At 63.7% G+C, this 3,370-nt stretch carries 3 protein-coding genes; all 3 read left to right on the top strand.

Annotated features, from left to right (window positions below; all coding sequences use genetic code 11):
• Positions 1–1,477 (top strand): alpha/beta fold hydrolase (locus MOV74_RS41070; RefSeq protein ID WP_309486862.1); only part of this gene is annotated, 1,477 nt, incomplete at its 5' end.
• Positions 1,478–1,562: 85 nt separating this feature from the next.
• Positions 1,563–2,324 (top strand): SDR family NAD(P)-dependent oxidoreductase, encoded by a 762-nt coding sequence (locus MOV74_RS34280; RefSeq protein WP_246931398.1) that lies wholly within the window; start codon positions 1,563–1,565, stop codon positions 2,322–2,324.
• Positions 2,325–2,525: 201 nt separating this feature from the next.
• Positions 2,526–3,370 (top strand): condensation domain-containing protein (locus MOV74_RS34275; RefSeq protein ID WP_246931397.1); only part of this gene is annotated, 845 nt, incomplete at its 3' end.

Here is a 3,370-nt window from a genome sequence, read left to right as displayed (position 1 = left end):
CGGCGACCTGGTGCGCTGGCGCGCTGATGGCGAGCTCGAGTATCTCGGGCGGATCGACCATCAGGTGAAGCTGCGCGGCTACCGGATCGAGCTCGGTGAGATCGAGGCGGCGCTGCTGCGCCATGACGGCGTGCGCCAGGCCGTGGTCGTGATGCGCGAGGACGGCGGTGCCAGGCGATTGGTGGCCTATGTCGTCGGCCATGAAGCAGGCGCTTCGGCGGATGCGGCCACACTGCGCAGCCACCTGCAGCAGAGCCTGCCCGACTACATGCTGCCGTCGGCCTTCGTGCGGCTCGATGCGATGCCGCTGACGCCGAACGGCAAGACCGACCGCCGCGCACTGCCGGCGCCAGAGGGCGACGCCTATGCGCAGCAGGCCTATCAAGCGCCGCGCAACGCAACCGAAGAAGGATTAGCGCAGATCTGGTGCGAGGTGCTGGGGCTTGAGAGGGTCGGGGTGCACGACAACTTCTTCGAGCTCGGCGGCCACTCGCTGCTGGCGACGCGCCTGACCGCGCGCGTGCGCGACCGCCTCGGCGTCGACCTCCCGCTCCGCGTCCTGTTCGAGGCGCCCACCATCGCCGGGATCGGCACGCAGCTCACGGTCTCGAAGCGTTCGTTCTCGCCTGTCCCAGAGAATGCGAGCGAGACCGCGCGGACGAAGCCGATCGTGCTGCTCCAGGCGGGGGACGCGGGACCGCTCTTTTTGGTTCACCCCATCACCGGAGGTGTTTCCTGCTACAATTCGCTAGTCCGCAGCCTCGGGCGTGATCAAACCATCTACGGGCTCCAATCCGTGCAATCCGGCGCCTCGCAATCGCTGGAGCAGATTGCGGCCGACTACGTTCAGGAGATCCTGCGTATCGACGCCGGCCCGGTTTATGTGGTCGTCGGCTGGTCGCTCGGCGGAACGATTGCATATGAGATATGCCGGCAGCTCTTTGCCCTCGGCAAGAAGGCGTGGCCTGCCCTGATCGACCCGATGGGAGCGCACGCATCTCAACAGCCGCTCGAGGACATCGTGATCTGGCGACGTTTCGTGTTGCTGATGCACCGAACGCTGAAAGTCAAGACGCCGCCCGGCTTCGCGGCGGAGCATTCCGGATCGCAAGCCGATCGTTTCGATGCCTTGTCGCGTTCTCTGGTTCCGGACGGTGCCGCAGCGCGGACCTTCGCGCCTGCCGATCTGAAAGACTTGTTCGAGATGTATCGAAAGAACACGCTGTCGCTGTGTGGTTACAAGCCGGAGCGCATTCCGCTATCCCTGAGCTTTCTTCGGCCCAAGATCGGCACGATGCGGTTTCCGCTCGCGAGCCAACTCGCGGATCCCGCCTCTCCCGATGGAGACGAGACCATTTTCATCGAAGGCGATCATTATTCGATGCTCGAAGAGCCCGGCATTAAGGCGATTGCGGCACATATCAAAGCCCTCCAGGTGCTCGCCGAATTGGAGCGGCATGACCGAACACCCGCGTGATCGCTTCACGACGTTCCATGGCGGGCGATGATTGTGGCGGGGCTGCGTTGGTCCCTGTTCCAAAAGATTGGAAGGAGAGAGTGACATGAACAAGGTTTGTTTGGTGACTGGCGGCGCGCGCGGCATCGGTCGTGCGTCGGCAAGCCGTGCGGCCGAGTGCGGTTGGGACGTGGCGATCGCATACCGGGAACGTGAGGCCTCCGCGAAATCGATCGTCGCCGAGATCGAGGCTATTGGCCGTCGCGCCGTCGCGATCAAGGCCGACGTCAGCAGCGAGGCGGACGTCGTCTCAATGTTCAAGACAGCGGAGGCGAGCCTCGGACCGATCGCCGGGTTGGTCAATTCCGCCGGCATCGGCTTCCACAATCCCGTCGAGGCGCTGGAGACCGCGCAGCTTGAGCGCATGTTCGCCGTCAATGTCGTCGGCCTCATGCTCTGCTGCCGCGAGGCGGCCAAGCGCATGTCCAGGAAGAACGGCGGCTCGGGTGGCAGCATTGTGAACATATCGTCGATGGCGGCGACCAATGGAGGGCGCCTCGGCCATTCGAGCTATTCCGCCTCGAAGGGAGCCGTTGACGTGTTCACGATGGGATTTTCCAAGGAGGTGGCGCCCGAGGCGGTCCGCGTCAACGTGGTGCGCCCCGGTCTCACCGACACCGACATGATCGAATACATGAGAACGAGTCCCGACCGGGCGGCGGTCGAGGCCAGCATTCCGATGAGGCGCTTTGGGCGGCCGGACGAGGTGGCGGAAGCGGTAGTGTGGCTGCTGTCCGAAAAGGCGTCTTTCGTCACCGGTGCCCACCTCAATGCTGGCGGCGGCGGCTTCCTCATTGGATCGAAGTGATGCGCGACTCGCTTGGTACCACGATGTGAAGGTCACCGTCAGGTTGCGGTCAGTGTGGGATGCTAAAGATCGAAGCTCAGGAAATCTCGGTTTCGTGGCCATGACGCCAGTCTGGCTGGAAGCGTTCGTGCAACTCCTCCCGTAGCGGGGTGCGGGCCAAGCGAGCCGGAATTGTGCCTCAGCCCGAAGAGGAGTGGTGCCTTGAATACCATCGAACTGCTTAACGAACTCCGCCAGCGCGGCATCAACTTGGCACGCGACGGCAATGATCTCCGGATCAGGGATTCAAACCGGCAGCTCACTCCAAGCCTGAAGAAGAAGCTGCTGGAGCAGAAGGGTGACATCATTGCGCTCTTCAATCGGCTGAACGGCGACGCGGTCGAAGATCCGATCCCCGTCGCGCCGCGGGAGCGGTTCATGCCGTTGTCCTTTGCGCAGGAGCGGATGTGGCTGCTGGAGCAGATCGAGGGTTTTGGCAATTTCCGCAACATGCCGGCGATGGTGCGCCTGCACGGAAAATTGAACGTCGCAGCGTTGGAGCAGGCCGTTGGCGATCTGGTCGAGCGTCACGAGGTGTTGCGGACGCGGCTTGCGACGGTAGGCGGCCAAGGTCTGCAGACAATCGATTCCTCGTACCGGGTCGAGCTGCCGGTCGACGACGTCAGCGGTGCCGACTCCGAGGAGGAGATCGAGGCTCGCGTGCGTCGCATCGTTACGCGGGAGTGCTCGTTGCCATTCGATCTGACCAAGGGACACCCTTTTCGGGTCAGGTTGATACGACTTGGTGATGACGACCACGTGCTGGTGGCGGTGGTGCATCACATTGCTGCCGACGGTTGGTCGATGAGCGTGTTGCTGCGGGAGGTCGGAACGTTCTACGCGGCGAATGCCGCCGGCTTCCCCGCACCTTTGCCGCCGCTTGCGGTTCAGTACGCGGACTATGCAGTGTGGCAGCGGGACTGGCTCTCGGGCGAGCGGCTGGAACGCCGGCTCGGCTATTGGCGCGAGCGGCTGTCGGGAGCGCCGACGGTGCTGGAGTTGCCGGC

It is taken from the genome of Bradyrhizobium sp. SHOUNA76, from assembly GCF_023006445.1.
GTDB lineage: Bacteria > Pseudomonadota > Alphaproteobacteria > Rhizobiales > Xanthobacteraceae > Bradyrhizobium.
The sequence above is the reverse complement of the archived record's forward strand: the minus strand, read 5'-3'. Positions and strand labels throughout refer to the sequence as shown.